The organism is Sporosarcina sp. ACRSM (assembly GCF_022346545.1).
GTDB lineage: Bacteria > Bacillota > Bacilli > Bacillales_A > Planococcaceae > Sporosarcina.
In genome coordinates, this window is record NZ_JAKRNU010000005.1 from 59,833 (window position 1) to 77,244 (window position 17,412).

Sequence of the window (17,412 nt, forward strand, 5' to 3'; positions counted from 1 at the left end):
GTTGATCTCCCACCTATCCTTATCGTTTTACTTAAGTCTTGAGGTGGGAGTCTTACTGCCCGTTAATGCGGGATAAAAAGGCAAAACGGAGTTAGCCCATTCATGAGGGTAACTCCGTTTTATTCAGTCCAGTTGGTTATCCAGCCCACCGTCGTAAATCGTATACTGATTTTTCCCATTTTCCTTGGATAAATAAAGTGCACGATCCGCCTTTTCATAAAGGGATTCAAATCGATCATGTTCCGATGCTACCGCGATACCGATACTAATGGAGACCCCAAGATTTTCAATATGGCCTAAAGCATCGAATGATTCGTTGATCTTTACGATTAACTGGCAGGCCAGCTGACGAATTTCCGTTGCACCTATATCCGAGAATAGGCCAACAAATTCATCTCCGCCAATCCTCGCAGAAAAATTCTTCTCGCCGACAATCTCTTGAATCGTTTTTGCCGCCAGCTGTAAAACCCGGTCCCCTTCCCCATGCCCCAAAGAATCATTAATCATTTTAAAATTATCCAGATCAATCATCATCAATGCAAGTGAACGTTGTTTATTTTCCAACCGTTTGTGAACCTCTTCCTCAAGGGCTACACGGTTTTTCAGTCCAGTTAGGCTATCATGGAAAGCAAGATGAATCGGCCTTGCGACGAGACGGGCGATTAAAAAGGAAAGGCTGACTGCACCGATTAAAATCAACAGTAATTGTTGGACGAACTCATTGCGATATTGCCCAAGCAAACCGGAGAATTCAGCGTCGTTATAAATGATTTCAATAACCCGTTGCGTTGAAATGCCCCTCTTTTCGTCAGCATTATAGGGAATGTAGCGATAGGTTACACGGTGTTTTCCCATACTTTGAATACGTTCCTGTACCTTGCCGCTTAAAACAGCCTCCCGCAACAATGGTCGCATTTCCGGTGATATCTCTTTATCGTATTTAGCAGCTTCCGTCTCACCAAATCGAAATCCCTCAGAATTATAGATTTGAATGGAATTAACGGACTCGTATCTGCTCTTTAATGTGTCCATTGTTTTTATGAAATTGAACTTTTCGAAAATACCATGATTTTCAAGTGATATGCCAAGTTCCAATAGATAATGATTGTCTGGGGTTGGCACGTAACTAAACTTTTTGATTTCCCCATTGTATTGCTGTAAATCCAGTCCATCATGCGAAAATTTGTCTCCCGCTCTTCTTTCGTTCAATAATTCGGCAAATGCGGAACAACACTTATTGAAATCTAGACCGATATCCGGCTCGAAACTACTGTAAACCACCTGATTACGTGTATCGATGACATAGATATCCATCCCGAATCGCTCTTTCAATGCTTGAAAATCCCATCTTTCAAAATCATTTTCCTTTTCATACAAAGCAAGCATTTCATCCGAATATCCCCTCATTTCATCGGCAATTTGATAGTCCATTAAATTGTAAACGTTATCAATTGTAGTCAGTGATTCGACAATTTTGTCTTCAACTAGGCTTATTTCGGTTTCATGGCCAATGCGAACGCGTTCCTTCAACTTTCCGTAATCAAAAAAAGCGATCACGAAAGATACTGCCAAGGAAAAAGCAATCAAAATCAACGTCAGTTGCATTCTAAAATACTTGTTCACTTTTCTCTCTCCTCCACTTTCGTCCGTTATCGCCCCTTGGAATTAATTTCCCTTATCTAGTTTAGCTTACTATTATGAGAAAAGACATATCTTTATAGAGTTTTCTGTAACTATTGTCCTTTTAAATAAACAATAAAAGTCTATTTTGCACGACCTCTTGCATGGTTTCTCAATCTGGACAAAATAAAATGCAGGACGCCAGTGGACGTCCTGCATTTTTAAGATTGTTATTTTAAGTTAATCCGATCGCATTGCCATTTTCGTCGATATCCATCTGAAGAGCAGCTGGCGTTTTTGGCAACCCCGGCATCGTCATAATATCACCCGTCAGACAAACGAGGAAACCGGCTCCCAACTTCGGAATGATTTCACGCACGGTGATGACAAAGCCTTCGGGACGTCCAAGCAGTTTAGGATCATCCGAAAATGAATACTGGGTTTTCGCCATACAAATCGGCAATGTTTCCCATCCGTTCTTTTCAATTAGCTGCAGATCTTTCAAAGCTTGGTCAGTTAACCTAACACTTTCGCCACCGTACACTTTTTGAACGATCGTTGTCAGCTTGTCATGGATCGATTGTTCTACATCGTATAAATGCGTAAACTGAGTCGGTTCCTCCATTAAACCGACGACTTCTTTGGCCAAGGCGATTCCGCCTTCACCGCCTTCTTCCCAAACATTCGTAAGCGCTACTTTCACATCATTTGCTCTGCACCAATCCAGCACCACCTGATGCTCATCAGAGGTATCTGTGATAAAACGGTTCAATGCAACGACCGGTTTTACGCCAAATGCGTGAACCGTATCAATATGTTTAGCCAAGTTTGCGATCCCAGCAGCAACCGCCTGTACATTCTCAATGCCTAACGCCGATTTCGATACGCCTCCATGCATTTTGAGCGCACGGATCGTCGCGACGACTACAACGACATCGGGTGCAAATCCGCCTCTCCGTGCTTTGATATTCATAAACTTCTCCGCACCGAGATCGGAGCCGAATCCAGCTTCAGTCACTACAATATCAGCCAATTGACGTGCCGTATTTGTCGCGACCAACGAATTGCAACCATGCGCAATATTCGCAAACGGTCCCCCATGGATCAACGCGGGCGTTCCCTCCATCGTCTGGACCAGATTCGGCTTGAACGCTTCTTTCAGAAGCAATGTCAGCGCCCCTTGTACCCCTAGATCACGAACCGTCACCGCTTCCTTATCATATGTGTAGCCGATCACGATCCGGGCAATCCGCTCTTTCAAATCTTGCAAGCTAATCGCCAAGCAGAACACAGCCATAATTTCAGAAGCGACTGTGATGTCGAAGCCATCCTCCCGTGGGACCCCTTGAGCCGGCCCACCAAGTCCGATCGTCACTTTCCGGAGCGCCCGGTCGTTCATATCTAAAACGCGTTTCCACGTAATTCTACGCGGATCGAGCCGCAATGCGTTTCCTTGATGTAAATGATTATCGATCATTGCACTCAGTGCATTATTTGCAGTCGTAATCGCATGGATATCCCCGTTAAAATGCAGGTTGATCTCTTCCATCGGCAATACTTGCGCATAACCGCCGCCCGTTGCACCGCCTTTTATACCCATGACAGGACCCAAGGATGGTTCCCGCAAAGCAACCATCGTCTTTTCGCCCAGTTTTGATAATGCATCGGCCAATCCGACGGTAACCGTCGATTTTCCTTCTCCAGCCGGTGTCGGGCTAATCGCCGTTACAAGTACGACTTTTCCGTCCGCGCTCTTTGTGGGCAATTGGGAGACATCAATCTTCGCTTTGTATCGCCCGTAAGGTTCTACCGCATTTTCTGGTATACCTGCTTTCTCCGCAATTTCGGCAATCGGTTGCATCGTTGCCTGGGATGCGATTTGTAAATCCGTTAATGGAATGACTTTTTCTGTCATATTTAATGCCACCTTTCATCACCTATAGTATAGGTCATATCCACATATATAGGGTAGTCATTTTTGTGAAAAATACTGACAGAAAAGTTATTTCGATATCCGGAGCGCCACTTTCCCGAACTGTTTGCTTTCTGCAATATAATCAAACGCTTGCTGTGCCTCATCCAGCTGGAACACGCGATCGATGACCGGCCGCATAGCGTATGTTTCAATATGGGCAAGCATCTCCCGCAGCTCTTCACGGCTTCCCATCGTTGAACCGAATAACTGATATTGACCATAGAAAAACGATCGTAAATCGAAGTCAACGACATCTTCCGTTGTCGCTCCAAACACAACGATACGACCGCCCTTTTTCAAAACGCTTAAAGAGCGGTTAAACGTTGCTTTACCGACACTTTCAATGACAAGATCGATTGTCTCATCCTTCAATTCCTTCTTCCAGTCCCCATTCGTATCAATCGCTCGATCGGCCCCTAGTTCAAGTGCTCGTTTCCGCTTCTCTTCACTGCGAGATGTCACGATGACACGTGCCCCGATATTTTTGGCAAACGAAATCAAGTAATTCGCCACACCGCCACCCGCACCGGGGATGAATACCGTATCTCCCTTTTTCAATCCGCCCTGCGTAAAAAGAGCCCGGTATCCTGTCAGCGCGGATAAAGCTAGCACTCCCGCTTCTTCCCAAGTGAGATGAGCAGGCTTCTTTTCCAGTTGTTCTTCGGAGATAACGATTTTCTCGGCGAATGTTCCATGATCGGGCATGCCCAACAAATCGAACTCTTTTGGCGGGGCATCGCTATTTTCAAACCACCGTAGTGATGGATTGATGATCACTTCATCTCCAACCTTCACATTCTTCACATTTTCACCGATCGATTCAACGATCCCTGCACCATCCGACCCTAATATCAATGCTTCCGGCGCATTTCCTCTCCGTGCAGGAATATATAAATCCCGGCGATTTAAGCCAGCAACCTTCAGGGAAACAATGACTTCCTCATTCTTGGCAATCGGTTCTTCCATATTCCCTACTTTCAATTCTCCCGCTTCATGAATAAATGCTTTCATAGCCCTCTCCCTTTCCTTTACAAGTAATCAAAACATCCACTGTATTCAATCATACTTGAAGATTTACCTATTTTCATATAAAAAGCGTAAAAGGCATTTTCCCTTTACGCTTTTCATTCGTTAGCCGTTTGTTGTAAAGTGACCACAACAATTTCCGGCTGATTCAACATCCTGATCGGTATGATACTATTTCCAAGGCCGCGACTTATAATCATTCGACTTCCATTTTCCTCATGAACGCCTGATGTATAGTTCGGGAACCAGCCTTCTCCCGGCGATACAAGCCCTCCGATTCCTGGAATCCGAAATTGTCCGCCATGTGCATGCCCGCTAAAAACGACATCTATGCCTTGTTCGACATAGACTTCGAATTGTTCCGGCCTATGGGATAATAGTACTTTGAATCGTTCGTCCGGCACTTGTCGAAACGTCCGTTGAATCGATGCCTTCACTGTAATATCGTCCTCTTGTTCACTTGCTAATGGATCCTCAATTCCACCTATTACAATCGACTGGTCGGGTGGCCGTGTAATTCTATACGCTTCATCTGTTAATACATAAACGCCCAATCTTTCAAGCGCGCCTTTTATATGTTCTACATCATTTGTCGCAATTTCATGATTACCGGTCACATAATAGATCGGCGCAACTGTTTGAAGCGCCTCTACAAGCCGCAAGCTTTGTTCAAGATGATAGCGGTTGCTATCGACCAAATCGCCGGTAATGAAAATCACATCAGGCGCGATCGTCCTCACTTTGCGCACAACCACTTCGTGATCTTGGCCATAAACGGCATCATGTAAATCCGATAGTTGGACAATTGTGTAGTGATGAAATGCATCGGGTAGTTTTTCTGAGATGAGGGTATAATGCGTAATACCGACTGTCGCATTACTTCGGTAAAGCTCAAAAACACAAAGACCCACTAGTAGAAATAGTAAAAAGCATCTCTTCTTCGTGAATCGTCGTAAATGCTTTCCATTGCTCTTTTTCGGGGATGTCGATGCAGTCATAACCAGCGCTTTTTCATTTTTGCCAGCTCTAGTAACTCAAGGACTTCTTTTTTCGGCAATTCAGTTAAAATCGCCAATAATTCACGTTCTGCCAACCTTCTCCCTTTCCCGCTCCGATACCGTTCTTTATTTTGCGCATCGATTTCGGCATATAACTCATCCATTGACTCTATTTGTTCACCTGTTTCCACCTCGCTCATCATCGACTCTCTCAACTTTTCGTAGAGCATTTCCGCATTTGTTGCGCCAGATGTTTTAAATGGAGTCGAGGTATTCCCAGTCCCTAAGATGAGTTCGTCCGTCGAAACATTGAAGCGTTCAGAAATTTTTGCAATCCAAGCGGCAGATGGTGCATTTTTTCCTTTTTCCCAATCTTTAATACGGCTTGCAGATGTACCGATGGCGGTTCCAAAGGCCATCATCGATAATCCGCGTTGTTCTCTTAACTGCTTTAAACGCATACCAAAATCTTCTTTGTTCCATTCAATCACACTTACGCCCCCTTAATATTTCACTTTCTATCTCTATTATTTTTTAATCGGAGGTTTCTGTCAATCAATTTTTTGATTTTTCTATAAAACTTATTCAGTATCCCGTTTTTTGACGTTCATAGTTTTCTTCGTTTTTTGCTATGTATGCCTTTATAATGTCTTCATTTGTAAATCCAAGCTTCTTCGCAATCGCTCCGTAATGAATCCAAATCTCCTGGTAAGCTTCCATTGTAAGCTCATTTAAAAAACGATGAATGACTGCAGTTGTCTTCAAGAATAATTGTGTCAGATTTCCTTCCACTTCCCCTTCTGGCCAGTCTGAAAGGGTATCCAGCTCTTTTTCAATCCCAAGCGATAGGAGAAAATGAATGGAGTCTACATACTCTTCAAGGATGACAGTTTCTTCCGACGGCCCTTTTTGACTCCAAAATTTAAAACAGCGTGTTTCATTGGCAAGCTCAGCCAATTCTACGAGAAGTGCCAGGCCTTTTTCTAAAAAGACATCTGTCTGTTTGTCCCGATTTTGTTGGATAAAAGCATCCAGTTCCCGTTGCATAGAAAATAATGTTGTTAGTTGCATAAAAAAACCTCCACTTTTTTTGAATTTCTTGAAACCAAATCATTCAGTCATCCGTATAAGAGAGTACCATAAAATTAGTAAGGGGGATCTGTCATGGGCTTTCTGATCCGCTTAGCCATTATTGCACTCATCATTTATCTATTTTACCGTGGAATTCGTTATTTAACTGACGCCAAACGGAAATTGGATGAGGCATACGAACAAGAGCAATTTTATTTTTATGACGATGTAAAAAATGTGCGGAAAAATTTCTTCATCACGTACAAAGGTGCACTTTTCGAAGGTGAAAAGTATTTGGGAACCACTCATGATTCCATCGATGTCGTCTCCATTTTTGTTTGGGTAAAAGACGAAGCGAAACTACAAGGATTTACAAAAGACGATTTCCAATTCCTCAAGTCAGAAATTCTATCCAATTATCCAAAAGCGGACATCAGCTGGAAAAACCCTATCGAACAATTGATGAAATAAACAAAAGCGCAGGGCGGCTGGCGCCCAGAGTCTGGATGACGATAGAAAGCCCGGATATCTTTCGGGCTTTTTCTTATACTTTTGTCAGCCCAGGTAAATTGACACCGAGCAGATAAAGAAGTCCGATACCATAAGCAATGGCTATTACAAAAAATCCTACCCGGAATGCCGTATGCCTTGTTTTATGTCGGAACATCTGCATGCCGATGTAAGCACCGATGCCTCCCCCTAAAAGAGCAAGCAGCCATAGATTCCGTTCGGGTATACGCTTCTGTTTCTTTTTCGCCTGATTTTTATCATACCCCATCGCAGCGAACGCCCAGATCGACATGAACATGATCCAGCTGACGAGCACAGACTCCATTCGCTCCCCCTCCTTTTCTCTTTTCCCATTTTACACCATTTCGGTACAAATAAAAACCACCCCGCGTCCCGGAGTAACTCCGTTTCACGAGGCGGTTTCTTAATTTGATTCTTATTTTGCGATTGATTTTTTTGCTGCTTCTGCTAGTTGTGCGAATGCTTGTGCATCTGTTACAGCTAGATCAGCTAGCATTTTACGGTTTACTTCGATACCAGCAACTTTCAATCCGTGCATAAGTGTGCTGTAAGATAGACCGTTTGTACGTGCTGCCGCATTGATACGTGTGATCCAAAGTTTACGGAATTCACGTTTCTTTTGACGACGGTCACGGTATGCATAGTTAAGTGATTTCATCACTTGTTGGTTTGCAACTTTGTAAAGTCTATGTTTTGACCCGTAGTAGCCTTTTGCTAATTTTAATACTCGATTACGACGCTTGCGCGACACTGTTCCACCTTTTACGCGTGGCATAGTTCATTACCTCCTGCTTTTCTGTCCGATTGTTTTTTGCTTATTACATGTATGTGATCATTTCGCGAATGCGTTTGTAGTCGCCTGAAGAAACGAGGGAAGCTTTACGCAAATGACGTTTCGCTTTCGTCGACTTGTTTGCAAAAAGGTGACTTGTGTAAGCACGGCCACGTTTTACTTTACCAGCTCCGGTTTTTTTGAAACGTTTCGCTGAGCCGCGGTGAGTTTTCATTTTTGGCATGATCTGTTCCTCCTAAATCTTTCGTTGTTACTGTTTTTCTGCAGTTGGCGCAAGCACTAGGAACATGCTGCGGCCTTCCATCTTCGGTCGTTGTTCAACCGTCGATACATCTTTGCACGCTTCTGCGAAGCGGTCAAGGACACGTTGTCCGATTTCCTTGTGCGTGATGGCACGTCCGCGGAAACGGATGGACGCTTTCACTTTGTCGCCTTTTTCAAGGAACTTGATCGCGTTACGCAATTTTGTCTGAAAATCATGCTCATCGATCGTCGGACTTAACCGGACTTCTTTGACTTGAATGATTTTCTGATTTTTACGTACTTCACGGTCCTTTTTCTGCTGTTCGAATTTGAACTTCCCATAGTCCATGATACGAGCTACTGGGGGTTTCGCTTGCGGAGCGACAAGGACGAGATCCAAATTCACACGAGCGGCAATTTCCAATGCCTCGTTGCGGGATTTGATTCCGAGCTGTTCGCCGTTATGATCGATAATGCGCAACTCGCGGGCACGGATGCCCTCATTTACGTACATGTCTTTGCTAATAGTAATCCACCTCCGGATATTATCTCGCGAATACATGGTTTGGGTATACCGCCTGGTTAGGTCGGTCCCACAGGTCCATCCAATAAAAAAAGGTAGACAAATGTAATTTGTCTACCCGCGTATGTGTACGCACATCAAGATGTACGGCACGTTCACTCATGTGCTGACCTGTCAACAACGGTTAGGCGTCAAACAGGTGAGAAGCGGGTAGCCTCTTCTTATACCACAAACTGTATTCAGTCATTACTAACCTTAATTACTTTAACATGGATAAAGATATGTGTCAATTACTTTTTTCGAAAAGAGTTAGACGTTGACCACTTCGTCTTTTAATTTCGCCAGGAATGCTTCGAATGGCATACTTTCCGATTTTTGTTCTCCGTATTTACGGACATTCACTTCACCGGATTCCACTTCTTTGTCACCAAGCACTAGCATATAAGGCACTTTTTGCATTTGGGCTTCCCGGATTTTATAACCGATTTTTTCGTCACGGCTATCGATATCCACCCGGAATCCTGCTGCCACTAGCTTTTCACGAATTCCATCAGCGTAGTCGAAATGAGCATTCGGTGAAACTGGGATCACTTCGACTTGAACAGGTGCAAGCCAAGTCGGGAATGCCCCTTTGTATTCTTCGATAAGGAAAGCAACGAAACGCTCCATCGTCGAAACGACACCTCGGTGAATGACGACTGGACGATGGTGTTTACCGTCCTCTCCGACATACGTCAAGTCAAAACGTTCAGGTTGCAGGAAGTCCAGTTGTGCAGTGGAGAGCGTCTCTTCCATTCCGATTGCTGTTTTCACTTGAACATCAAGCTTCGGTCCGTAGAAAGCTGCCTCCCCAATCGCTTCTACATAGTCTAGCTCCATTTCGTCCATCGTTTCTTTTAACAAACGTTGTGCATGTTCCCACATTTCATCATCATCGTAATATTTCTCCGTATCTTCTGGATCACGATAAGAAAGACGGAAGGAATAATCTTTGATATCGAAATCTTTATAGACATCGATAATGAGCTGAACAACACGTTTGAATTCTTCTTTAATTTGATCCGGTCGCACAAAAATATGTGCATCATTCAATGTCATCCCACGGACACGCTGTAAACCGGATAGCGCCCCGGACATTTCATAGCGGTGCATCATACCGAGCTCTGCAATTCGGATAGGTAAATTCCGATAAGAATGGATGCCGTTTTTGTAAATCATCATATGATGCGGGCAGTTCATCGGACGAAGGACAAGATCCTCATTGTCCATGCTCATGACTGGGAACATGCCATCTTGGTAGTGACCCCAGTGACCAGATGTTTTATAGAGTTCTACACTTCCGAGTACCGGTGTATACACATGGTCATAGCCTAGTTTTTCTTCTTTATCGACGATGTAGCGCTCAATAACACGGCGGATTGTCGCACCTTTTGGCAACCAGAGTGGCAAGCCTTGGCCGACTTTTTGGGAATTCATGAACAAATCGAGTTCTTTCCCGATTTTCCGGTGATCCCGTTCTTTCGCTTCTTCCAGTAGACGCAAGTGCTCTTTTAATTCATCTTTTTTGAAAAAGGCTGTTCCATAAATCCGTTGTAGCATTTTGTTATCGGAATTTCCACGCCAATAAGCGCCCGCGATGCTAAGCAATTTGAATTCTTTCAGTTTTCCTGTCGACGGTACATGGACACCACGGCAAAGGTCGAAGAATTCCCCTTGTTCGTAAATGGATACTTGTTCCCCTTCCGGAATCGCTTCGAGCAGTTCCAGCTTGTACTCATCGTCGATCTCTTTGAAACGTCTTTCCGCCTCTTCACGTGTTACATCGTGACGAATCACTTCAACATTTTCACCGATGATCTTTTTCATTTCTTTTTCAAGTTCCGGTAAGTCATCTGCCGTAATCGGTTCTGGGGAATCGATGTCGTAGTAAAATCCGCTATCGATTACAGGGCCGATACCGAGCTTCGCGTCCGGAAACTTCCGTTTGACGGCTTGAGCCAATAAATGCGCTGTACTATGGCGCAAAATCTCAAGAGCTTCCGGTGATTGCGGTGTAATGATCGCAATTTCACCATCATCCTTAATCGGCGTTTTCAAGTCAATTAGCTTATCGCCAATTTTCCCTGCCAGCGCACTTTTCCGAAGTCCCGGGCTAATCGATGCCGCAACCTCCTCTGTTGTTGTACCTTGTGGAAATTCTTTCACCGCACCATCCGGAAATGTTAAGTTAATCATTTCTGCCATTTGAATACGCTCCTTTTTTCTTTTTAAGCAACAAAAAAAGCCCCATCCCTGGAAAGGGACGAAGCTTTAGCTCGTGGTTCCACCCTTGTTTCTTCCATCTGTCATAACAATTGACAGAAAGATGAAGCTTGACATCGGCTAACGGGCCGGGTTCCGTCATCGGTTACTCGTATCGGTTCACCGATGCTGCTCGGAGGTGGTAAATCGTCTGTCTGTTCTACAGGGCTTCCAGCCAATGACCCTGTTCTCTGTAAGTCGACAAATCGATTCTTGTCCTCGTCCTTGCATTTCAGCTTATTGAATAATTTGTAGTATACGTCGATTTTTGCGAAAATGCAAGTCATTTTCAAAACTTACGACCTTCGCTGTACATTTCTGCCCCACTAAGTAACGTTTTGGGACGACAAAATGTCTACCAGCTGCCACTCTTCTATCAGCGCCGCCGGTTTTCCCCATCCAACTGCACGGGAATGCTGACCATACGGATCCTTTCCATGATCCGTGCAGCTTTGACGACTTCCTTTTCTCCTCGTTGTGTATGGGCCAAGTGATGTTCAAGATCATCCAGATTGAAATTCGATGTGAAAAAGGTCGGCAGTTTTTCGGCCATCCGATATTGCAAAATCGTTCCAAGAACATCATCCCTTGTCCAAGCCGTGACTGCCTCCGCACCGATGTCGTCCAACATCAGCACTTGCGCTTTTTTTACAAAGTCGAGCTTCTCATTGAGCGATTGATCTTGGATCGATTGTTTGATTTCCCTTAAAAACTCGGGAACATAGACGGCCACTGTGCGGATTTTCCGAGTGGCTAGCTCATTGGCCAATGCGCCGAGAATGAAGGACTTTCCAATCCCGAAAGGTCCGTAAATATATAGTCCGCGTTCAGGAAGCTTTCCTGTTTCGTCAATGGCATTCAGAAAATCTTTAGCTACACGGACCACTTTCACCCGACTCTCGTCAAAAAACATATCGATATTCTGCAATTTCGCTGCCATGACGTCTTTTGGCATGTACATGCTATCGACCATTTTGGCAACATTGCGGACTTCTTCGTCAGCGAGCTTGGTCGGGCACTTCATATACTCCACGTCAATCAGCCCACGAGCCATTAAGAGTTTCGGTTCGAAGCCTTTCATGATGTTTGTGCAGCCATCGAGGTTCGGACATTTGTCACAACGATGTGAGGCAGTTGCATATTCGTATAGCTTATTGAGACTTCGGTCTACAATTTCCTTATCAACTTCAGTGGAATGATCCGACAAGAATTGTTGTACCCCGGGACTCTCCATCACTTCTTTTCGTAATTCTTCATAGCGTGTTGCAAATGTCGGTGCCTTCACAACCCGATTCAATGCATCTCCGATTCGTTCCAATTCAGTTCACCTCATCTCCTGTAATACCCAGTTCTTTCATCAATTTACGGCGCTCTTCTTCAACGTTGAAATCGGTTGCGGAAGATTTCTTCGGTTTCTCCTGTTTTTCCGGTTTATCTTCTTTCTTATAAAACCAATCGGGAACCCGCTCTTCTCTCCCGGATTTCCGTCTTGTCGGCGCCTTCTGTCCTTCGTTTTTCCATTTAATATACTGATCATGCTCCTGCCGCGAAATTTCCATTGCGGCCCGCACCGTTTCGATCTTCTTATTCATCCAGTGGGAAGCAATTCGCTCTACATATTTATTCGTGATTTTACCATCATTGCGCAAATGGACGTATTGCAACAGCACATTGACAACACCTATGGACAAACCATGTGTATGGATCAGTCTCTCCGCAAGCTCCACATCCACAGGAAGCGGCTCCTTCCCGTTAATATCGCGGAGCATATCGATAGGTGGTGTGTTTTCAAGATAATGAACCAATTCATCGTCTCTAGTTTTCAGTTCCACTTGTTGCGTCGGTTGCGCTTGTTCGTACACTTTCCGTAGAACAGGAGGCTCTTTTGATACATTCATTTTGTAAAATTCGGTTGCAGCTTTACGCAAGCGTTCTTCCGGCAACTTAAGGTCTTCATCAAGTGCCATCATCACGACTTTTTGCATATCCAGTGGTGTTAATGAATAAAGGAATGCCAACTTCGCAATCATTTCTTTGGAAACTGCGGACAATGCAGCTTGCGGGACCATCTGCTCGGATAATCCCGCTTTGAGGAGGTCAAAATCGAAAGAGGATTCTACAAACGGAATTGGTTTCGGTTCGTTCCGACCTTGGAAATTTTCGTTCAACATTTCCTCACTAAAACTCTGCGGTACAGGCTTGTATACATCCATGAATGTTCGGGAGACATCTTCGTATCCATCATCCGCTTCGTGATCAAGCGCAAAATGTGCTCTTAAATTTCGATATGCCTGCTCTCCTATTTTGCTAAATAAAAATGTCGATAATAAGGGATCTGCGAAAAAAGCTTTTGCATCAAGAGGGGGTAAAAGCTCGTAGATGAATTCCCTTACATCCCCCTCCTTCTTTCTTCTTGTCCGCAATAGACCGATTGCTTCCAATGAGATCCGTGCTTCAAAAACACGCCCAAGGGGCATCGTCAAAATGTTCATCAGATGATAGTGATTGTACGTAGTGACATTTCCCTGTTCCCCGTCCGCCCAAAGCGTCATGAAAAGGCTTAACGCATCAGGACCGATCAGTGGCTGATAAAATAAAGTGAGGAGTTGACGATCATAATCCGAAAATGGATGTGGCAACCCAATGGTGTATGCATCGACTGGTTGCAGTTCTTTATAGAGATGTGCCACTTTACTCCTCCTTTCCATTCATAAAGTGAAACTTCAATCAGTGGGGGTTTTCCTCATCCCCCACTGATTGTTAGTTGAACCAATCGGGCTTTTATCTTCCTTTAATGGATGCCCAAACTAACCGCTGTAGGAAGGCGACTTAAGTTCGCGGCGTCCTGTAAGTGCCTTAATTTCTGCAAAAAGCGCAGAAATACGGCAAATCGAACCCTTCGCTGTTCGATTGGCAGTTGATCTCCCACCTATCCTTATCGTTTTACTTAAGTCTTGAGGTGGGAGTCTTACTGCCCGTTAATGCGGGATAAATTCCTTACGCTATTTTTTTGTCCGTTTTTGCAGGTTTTGCAATTCTTCGATGAACACCGTCACATCCTGGTATTGACGATAGACAGAAGCGAATCGGACATAAGCAACTTCATCGACGTCAATCAATTGTTCCATCACCATTTCACCGACTTCATCCGAATTGATTTCCACAATACCTGCACTTCTTAAATTTTTCTCGATTGTATAGACGATAGTTTTCAAATCCTCCAGCGACACAGGGCGTTTCTCACATGCCCGGATTAACCCTCTTAACACTTTTTCGCTATTGAACTCTTCTCGGCTACCGTCCTTTTTCACGACGATCAGTGGCATTTCCTCCACTTTTTCAAATGTCGTGAATCGGAATGCACAACTTTCGCATTCCCTCCGGCGTCGTATCGATCGATTCTCTTCTGCCGGCCGAGAATCGACGACCCGGGTGCCATTATACTGGCATGCTGGACATATCATAGCTGTTTCCTCCGCTTTTCCATAGATAGTAACTTAATTATAACAGAACGCCCTCAAAAAATCGGAATGTAGTTGAAAGAATTGTGCCATCCCCCACATTCCGAATAGTTCGACACGATCCTACCTCTTCTAATCCCTATCCGACACGCTATGACATCAAGCGGAAAAAGATAAAAAAATTCCGCCTCTTCTTGGTGATTGAGGCGGAACAAACATTATGCATTTACTGCTGTTTTAAAATTGTTTACACTGTTTAGTGCTTTTCCAACTTTTTTCGTCAAATCCACAACCCGTGCTGAATAGCCCCACTCGTTATCGTACCAAGCAAGCACTTTCACTTTTCGGTCACCCATGACGATAGTCGAAAGACCGTCAATGATTGCCGAGTCAGTTGTTGTATTGAAGTCGATGGAGACAAGCGGTTCTGTCGTGAATCGGAGAACACCGTTCAGTTCATTTTTCGAAGCTTGCTCAAAAGCTTCGTTGACCATTTCAATTGTGACATCCTGTTTCACATCCACTACGAGATCGACAAGCGAAACATTCGGTGTTGGAATGCGCAATGCCAAGCCATGAATCTTCCCTTCCAATTCAGGCAATACAAGCGACAATGCTTTGGCAGCCCCTGTCGTAGTCGGAATGATGGATTGCGCACATGCACGTGCACGGCGAAGGTCTTTATGCGGATTATCTAAGTTTTTCTGATCATTTGTATACGCATGGACTGTCGTCATCAAGCCATTTTCAATGCCGAATCGATCATTCAGCACTTTAGCTACTGGAGCCAAACAATTCGTTGTACAGCTGGCATTCGAAATGACATCGTGTTTGTCAATATCGAGCTTGTCATCGTTGACACCCATCACGATCGTTATGTCTTCATTTTTTCCTGGAGCAGTCAAAATCACTTTTTTCGCTCCCGCTTGAAGATGAAGGGCTGCTTTTTCACGTGAATTGAATTTACCCGTTGCTTCAATAACGATATCTATGCCAAGCTCTTTCCACGGAAGATTCAGTGGGTCCCGATCCGCAACAATTTTTACACGCTTTCCGTTGACCACGAGAGCTCCGTCCTCTGCAATCACTTCACCCTCAAATGTACCATGAGTTGTATCATACTTGATCAAGTGTGCAAGCGTTTCAGGTGGATATGACGCATTCACTGCAACAATCGTTACATCATCCTCTAAAATCATTTGTCGGAACACCATCCGTCCAATTCTTCCGAACCCGTTAATCGCTATTGAAGTAGTCATAAGTAGTCCTCCCACATGTATGTTATACTTTTTATCTATTATCTGTGATTAGTATAACACATTATATGTGATAACCAAGGTGAAAACTAAACTTTTATAATATCTTTCTTTTCAGAATACAAGTCAAGACTTCATTTCCCAATCTAGTAAAAGTCTTTCTAGCTGTTCTTCCGTCTGTTCAACCGTATGATTATTGTATAAAACGGCATCCGCCTCTTTTTCTTTCTCCTTCACAGGCATCTGTGATTGAATACGGGCATCCGCTTCTTCTTCCGATAACACATTTCTCGCAATGAGTCTTTCTTTTTGTATTTCCGGTGTAACAGATACGACAATGATTTTATCGACAAGCGACTGGAGCTTACTTTCGAATAGAAGGGGTATATCCATGATGACCGTCTTGGCACCGCTCGCCAACCATTCTTCTTTCTGCCTTAACATTTCTTTACGTATGGCAGGGTGGATGATTCCATTTAATTGCAGACGCTTTTCTTTGTCATTGAAAATCAGCTCGCCAAGTTTTTCGCGATTCAACGATCCGTCAGCTTGTAACACCTCTTGTCCAAACGCTTGGCTAATCTCTGTAAGAACTGGGCTTCCCGGTTCAACAACCTGTCTCGCGATTTCATCCGCATCCACAATTGGAAAGCCTTTTCGCTTCAACATCGTAGATACGGTACTTTTTCCACTTGCAATACTTCCAGTTAAACCGATAATCATCGTTCTCCCTCCCCTCATTTTTGGCAAGTTGGACAATAGACGGATGTGCGGCCTGCAATTTTCATGCTTTCCGTCGTTGCTCCGCATACAGCGCACACTTTCCGTCCATACATCCGAAGTCTTTCCTGCATTGTCCCGGCCTCTCCATTGATATTCCGATAATCGGAAATCGAACTGCCGCCTGCATCAATACTTTCTTGTAACACAGCGACAATAGCATGAAACAATTCTTTTTTTCCTTTTTCGCTGATCTGTCCCGCTGTTCTTCCCGGATGGATGCTCATATTGAAAAGCGCTTCTGTTGCATAAATATTGCCACAACCTGAAATGACATGACCATCCATGATCACTTCTTTAATCGGTTTCCGGGCATATTTCGCTAGCGCCGCCATCTCCAGGAAATGACGGCAAGCATCCGCCTCAAAAGGTTCTGGTGCCATTTTCAATAGAGGCGGATGATCCGCCTCGCAACCCAACAGTCTCACTTCCCCGAAACGACGGATATCCGAATAGACGAGTAAACCTCCATCTTCCATCTTGAATAGAACATGAATATGCTTGCGGAACTTCAACTCCGGTATGTCATCGATCGTGTTCACATTGAACCAGGCACCCGTCATGCCAAGATGGCTGACAAGGAGGCAAGCGTTCCCTTCTTTTTGTAAATGAAAGTAAATATATTTGCTGCGGCGCGTCACTTCCATGATGGTCATGCCCACCATCTCTGTCCTAAAATCCTCTGTGGTGATTCCTTTGATAATCGCTTCTTTTCCTAATTGTTTTGAATGGATAACCGTATCGGACACGGTCACCTCCTGGATCGTCCTACCTTTCGCGACCGGCGCAAGTGCACGGACGACCCCTTCAACTTCCGGTAATTCTGGCATCTTT

Annotated in this window: 18 protein-coding genes and 1 other annotated feature; of the genes, 1 reads left to right on the forward strand and 17 read right to left on the reverse strand. The window is 44.3% G+C overall.

Features of this window, described 5'->3' with window-relative positions; translation table 11 throughout:
• Positions 1–123: 123 nt before the first annotated feature.
• The 6 genes from MHZ95_RS20995 to MHZ95_RS09310 all read right to left on the reverse strand — a co-directional run bounded on the left by MHZ95_RS20995 (position 124) and on the right by MHZ95_RS09310 (position 6,690).
• A complete protein-coding gene (locus tag MHZ95_RS20995; RefSeq protein WP_239390345.1) occupies positions 124–1,623 on the reverse strand; it encodes a GGDEF domain-containing protein in 1,500 nt (499 codons plus the stop codon).
• Positions 1,624–1,855: 232 nt separating this feature from the next.
• Entirely contained in the window at positions 1,856–3,535 is a 1,680-nt protein-coding gene (locus tag MHZ95_RS09290; RefSeq protein ID WP_239390346.1) for a formate--tetrahydrofolate ligase, read from the reverse strand.
• 87 nt (positions 3,536–3,622) lie between these two features.
• Positions 3,623–4,606: a zinc-binding dehydrogenase gene (locus MHZ95_RS09295; protein WP_239390347.1), complete on the reverse strand. Its 984-nt coding sequence runs from the start codon at positions 4,604–4,606 to the stop codon at positions 3,623–3,625.
• A 113-nt stretch (positions 4,607–4,719) separates the two neighbouring features.
• On the reverse strand, positions 4,720–5,619 hold the full coding sequence (locus tag MHZ95_RS09300; RefSeq protein WP_239390348.1) for a metallophosphoesterase: 900 nt from the start codon (positions 5,617–5,619) through the stop codon (positions 4,720–4,722).
• Entirely contained in the window at positions 5,616–6,110 is a 495-nt protein-coding gene (locus MHZ95_RS09305; RefSeq protein ID WP_239390349.1) for a helix-turn-helix domain-containing protein, read from the reverse strand. The genes MHZ95_RS09300 and MHZ95_RS09305 overlap by 4 nt, the downstream gene beginning before the upstream one ends.
• 94 nt (positions 6,111–6,204) lie before the next feature.
• Positions 6,205–6,690, reverse strand: coding sequence for a dUTP diphosphatase (locus MHZ95_RS09310; RefSeq protein ID WP_239390350.1), 486 nt, complete (start codon positions 6,688–6,690; stop codon positions 6,205–6,207).
• 93 nt (positions 6,691–6,783) lie between these two features.
• On the opposite strand from MHZ95_RS09310, the gene MHZ95_RS09315 reads away from it, so the two are divergent.
• Positions 6,784–7,161 (forward strand): sigma-w pathway protein ysdB, encoded by a 378-nt coding sequence (locus tag MHZ95_RS09315; protein ID WP_239390351.1) that lies wholly within the window; start codon positions 6,784–6,786, stop codon positions 7,159–7,161.
• 73 nt (positions 7,162–7,234) lie between these two features.
• Here MHZ95_RS09315 and MHZ95_RS09320 read toward each other — a convergent pair whose 3' ends face one another.
• The 11 genes from MHZ95_RS09320 to mutM all read right to left on the reverse strand — a co-directional run bounded on the left by MHZ95_RS09320 (position 7,235) and on the right by mutM (position 17,408).
• Positions 7,235–7,525: a DUF1294 domain-containing protein gene (locus tag MHZ95_RS09320; protein WP_239390352.1), complete on the reverse strand. Its 291-nt coding sequence runs from the start codon at positions 7,523–7,525 to the stop codon at positions 7,235–7,237.
• A gap of 111 nt (positions 7,526–7,636) precedes the next feature.
• Complete coding sequence (gene rplT / locus MHZ95_RS09325) at positions 7,637–7,996, reverse strand: 50S ribosomal protein L20 (RefSeq protein ID WP_239390353.1); 360 nt, start codon at positions 7,994–7,996, stop codon at positions 7,637–7,639.
• A 43-nt stretch (positions 7,997–8,039) separates the two neighbouring features.
• Positions 8,040–8,237 carry a 50S ribosomal protein L35 gene (gene rpmI, locus MHZ95_RS09330; RefSeq protein ID WP_239390354.1) on the reverse strand — a complete coding sequence of 66 codons (198 nt, stop codon included), beginning with the start codon at positions 8,235–8,237 and terminating at the stop codon, positions 8,040–8,042.
• Between the two features lie 27 nt (positions 8,238–8,264).
• Positions 8,265–8,771: a translation initiation factor IF-3 gene (gene infC, locus MHZ95_RS09335; RefSeq protein ID WP_239390578.1), complete on the reverse strand. Its 507-nt coding sequence runs from the start codon at positions 8,769–8,771 to the stop codon at positions 8,265–8,267.
• Positions 8,772–9,089: 318 nt separating this feature from the next.
• On the reverse strand, positions 9,090–11,024 hold the full coding sequence (gene thrS, locus MHZ95_RS09340) for a threonine--tRNA ligase (RefSeq protein WP_239390355.1): 1,935 nt from the start codon (positions 11,022–11,024) through the stop codon (positions 9,090–9,092).
• A 51-nt stretch (positions 11,025–11,075) separates the two neighbouring features.
• Positions 11,076–11,316, reverse strand: a binding site (T-box leader).
• Between the two features lie 141 nt (positions 11,317–11,457).
• Positions 11,458–12,399 carry a primosomal protein DnaI gene (dnaI, locus tag MHZ95_RS09345; protein ID WP_239390356.1) on the reverse strand — a complete coding sequence of 314 codons (942 nt, stop codon included), beginning with the start codon at positions 12,397–12,399 and terminating at the stop codon, positions 11,458–11,460.
• Between the two features lies 1 nt (position 12,400).
• Positions 12,401–13,771, reverse strand: a complete 1,371-nt coding sequence (locus MHZ95_RS09350; RefSeq protein ID WP_239390357.1) for a replication initiation and membrane attachment family protein — start codon at positions 13,769–13,771, stop codon at positions 12,401–12,403.
• A gap of 312 nt (positions 13,772–14,083) precedes the next feature.
• On the reverse strand, positions 14,084–14,545 hold the full coding sequence (nrdR, locus tag MHZ95_RS09355) for a transcriptional regulator NrdR (RefSeq protein ID WP_239390358.1): 462 nt from the start codon (positions 14,543–14,545) through the stop codon (positions 14,084–14,086).
• Positions 14,546–14,760: 215 nt separating this feature from the next.
• Positions 14,761–15,801: a glyceraldehyde-3-phosphate dehydrogenase gene (locus MHZ95_RS09360; RefSeq protein ID WP_239390359.1), complete on the reverse strand. Its 1,041-nt coding sequence runs from the start codon at positions 15,799–15,801 to the stop codon at positions 14,761–14,763.
• Positions 15,802–15,924: 123 nt separating this feature from the next.
• A complete protein-coding gene (gene coaE / locus MHZ95_RS09365; protein WP_239390360.1) occupies positions 15,925–16,521 on the reverse strand; it encodes a dephospho-CoA kinase in 597 nt (198 codons plus the stop codon).
• A 14-nt stretch (positions 16,522–16,535) separates the two neighbouring features.
• The gene (gene mutM / locus MHZ95_RS09370) at positions 16,536–17,408 is read right to left on the reverse strand and encodes a bifunctional DNA-formamidopyrimidine glycosylase/DNA-(apurinic or apyrimidinic site) lyase (protein WP_239390361.1); all 873 of its coding nucleotides are present in this window, start codon (positions 17,406–17,408) and stop codon (positions 16,536–16,538) included.
• Between the last annotated feature and the right edge of the window lie 4 nt (positions 17,409–17,412).

Bases quoted from the DNA above. Each gene is read 5' to 3' on its own strand.
- MHZ95_RS09290 (WP_239390346.1), bottom strand. From the start codon at position 3,535: ATGACAGAAAAAGTCATTCCATTAACGGATTTACAAATCGCATCCCAG.
- MHZ95_RS09295 (WP_239390347.1), bottom strand. From the start codon at position 4,606: ATGAAAGCATTTATTCATGAAGCGGGAGAATTGAAAGTAGGGAATATG.
- MHZ95_RS09300 (WP_239390348.1), bottom strand. From the start codon at position 5,619: ATGACTGCATCGACATCCCCGAAAAAGAGCAATGGAAAGCATTTACGA.
- MHZ95_RS09310 (WP_239390350.1), bottom strand. From the start codon at position 6,690: ATGCAACTAACAACATTATTTTCTATGCAACGGGAACTGGATGCTTTT.
- MHZ95_RS09315 (WP_239390351.1), top strand. From the start codon at position 6,784: ATGGGCTTTCTGATCCGCTTAGCCATTATTGCACTCATCATTTATCTA.
- MHZ95_RS09320 (WP_239390352.1), bottom strand. From the start codon at position 7,525: ATGGAGTCTGTGCTCGTCAGCTGGATCATGTTCATGTCGATCTGGGCG.
- rplT (WP_239390353.1), bottom strand. From the start codon at position 7,996: ATGCCACGCGTAAAAGGTGGAACAGTGTCGCGCAAGCGTCGTAATCGA.
- rpmI (WP_239390354.1), bottom strand. From the start codon at position 8,237: ATGCCAAAAATGAAAACTCACCGCGGCTCAGCGAAACGTTTCAAAAAA.
- infC (WP_239390578.1), bottom strand. From the start codon at position 8,771: ATGTACGTAAATGAGGGCATCCGTGCCCGCGAGTTGCGCATTATCGAT.
- thrS (WP_239390355.1), bottom strand. From the start codon at position 11,024: ATGGCAGAAATGATTAACTTAACATTTCCGGATGGTGCGGTGAAAGAA.
- nrdR (WP_239390358.1), bottom strand. From the start codon at position 14,545: ATGATATGTCCAGCATGCCAGTATAATGGCACCCGGGTCGTCGATTCT.
- MHZ95_RS09360 (WP_239390359.1), bottom strand. From the start codon at position 15,801: ATGACTACTTCAATAGCGATTAACGGGTTCGGAAGAATTGGACGGATG.
- coaE (WP_239390360.1), bottom strand. From the start codon at position 16,521: ATGATTATCGGTTTAACTGGAAGTATTGCAAGTGGAAAAAGTACCGTA.
- mutM (WP_239390361.1), bottom strand. From the start codon at position 17,408: ATGCCAGAATTACCGGAAGTTGAAGGGGTCGTCCGTGCACTTGCGCCG.